The sequence below is a fragment of the Kitasatospora nipponensis genome (assembly GCF_039528135.1).
Lineage (GTDB): Bacteria > Actinomycetota > Actinomycetes > Streptomycetales > Streptomycetaceae > Kitasatospora > Kitasatospora nipponensis.
Genome location: NZ_BAAALF010000460.1, coordinates 1 through 1,384, shown reverse-complemented (window position 1 = coordinate 1,384; position 1,384 = coordinate 1). Strand labels below are relative to the sequence as shown.

Annotated in this window: 1 protein-coding gene; it reads right to left on the bottom strand. The window is 77.2% G+C overall.

The window, feature by feature from the left end:
* Nucleotides 1-1,361 (bottom strand): polyketide synthase dehydratase domain-containing protein (locus tag ABD323_RS41185; protein ID WP_344447216.1); only part of this gene is annotated, 1,361 nt, incomplete at its 3' end.
* Between the last annotated feature and the right edge of the window lie 23 nt (nucleotides 1,362-1,384).

Sequence of the window (1,384 nt, the reverse complement as noted above, 5' to 3'; positions counted from 1 at the left end):
ACCAACTCCAACGCCTCACCCAACGCCCCCCGCACCTCGGCGTGTTCACCGATCCGGTGAGCGGTCCACGCCTCGGTGTCGGCCACCGCGGCCGACGAGCCGGCCGGCGTCGCCGCGGCCAGAACGGGCCACTCCACGGCGAACAGCGCGTCCCGGTCGAGCGTGCTCGGCGTACCGATCACGCCCTGCTGGACCGGCCGGGTGGTCAGCGTGTCGATCGTGAGCACCGGTTGCCCGGCCGCGTCGGTGGCCAGCAGCGCGTAGCTCTCCGGGCCGGTGACGGTCAGCCGGACCCGCAGCTCGGCCGCGCCGGCGGCGTGCAGCGTCACGCCCCGGTAGGCGAACGGGAGCCGGTGGCGGCGGTCCGCGCTCTCGTGCAGGCCGGGCAGCTGGGCCGCCGCGTCGAGCAGCGCCGGGTGCAGGCCGAACCGGCCGGCGTCGGCGACGAGCGCCGGCGGCAGCGCGGCCTCGGCGTAGTACTCCTCGCCGTCGCGCCAGACCGCGCGCAGGCCGCGGAAGGCCGGGCCGTACGTCAGCCCGGCGCCCGCCAGGACCTGGTAGACCTCCTCCACCGGCAGCTCCTCGGCGCCCGGCGGCGGCCAGGCCACCGCCTGGGTGGTGCTCCCAGCGGCAGCAGCAGGGGTGGGCAGCAGGGTGCCGCTGGCGTGCCGGGTCCAGGCCGTGCCCTCGCCACGGCGGGCGTGCACGCGGACCGGCCGGGCGCCCGTCGCGTCCGGCTCGCCGACCGCGACCTGCACCTGGAGCGCGCCCTGCTCGGGCAGCACCAGCGGCGCCTCGACGACGAGCTCCTCCAGCAGGCCGGCGCCGACCTCGTCACCGGCCCGGATCGCCAGCTCGACCAGGGCCGCCCCCGGGGCGATGGCGGTGCCGAGCGCGACGTGATCGGCCAGCCAGGGGTGCGTGCGCAGTCCGAGGCTGCCGGTGAGCAGCACCCCGTCGGCGTCCGGCAGCAGCAGGGCGCCGGCCAGCACGGCGTGCTCGACCGCACCGAGGCCCAGCCCCGCCGCGTCCGCCGTCCGGGTCGCGGGCTCCAGCCAGTAGCGGGTGCGTTGGAAGGGGTAGGTGGGCAGCTCCACGCGCGGCGGGCGGGCCGGACCGAACAGGGCCGCCCAGTCCACCCCGTGACCACGGACGTACACCCGGGCCAGGGCGGTCACCAGCGTGTCGGCCTCCGGTCGGTCGCGGCGCAGCACGGGAGTGGCCGTGGGTGCGTCGAGCGACTGCTCCACCAGCGCGGTCAGCGTGCCGTCCGGGCCCAGCTCCACGAAGCCGGTGACCCCGGCGGTGTCCAACTCCCGCACCGCGTCAGCGAACCGGACACCCTCACGGACCTGACGCACCCAGTACTCCGGATCCCCCCACT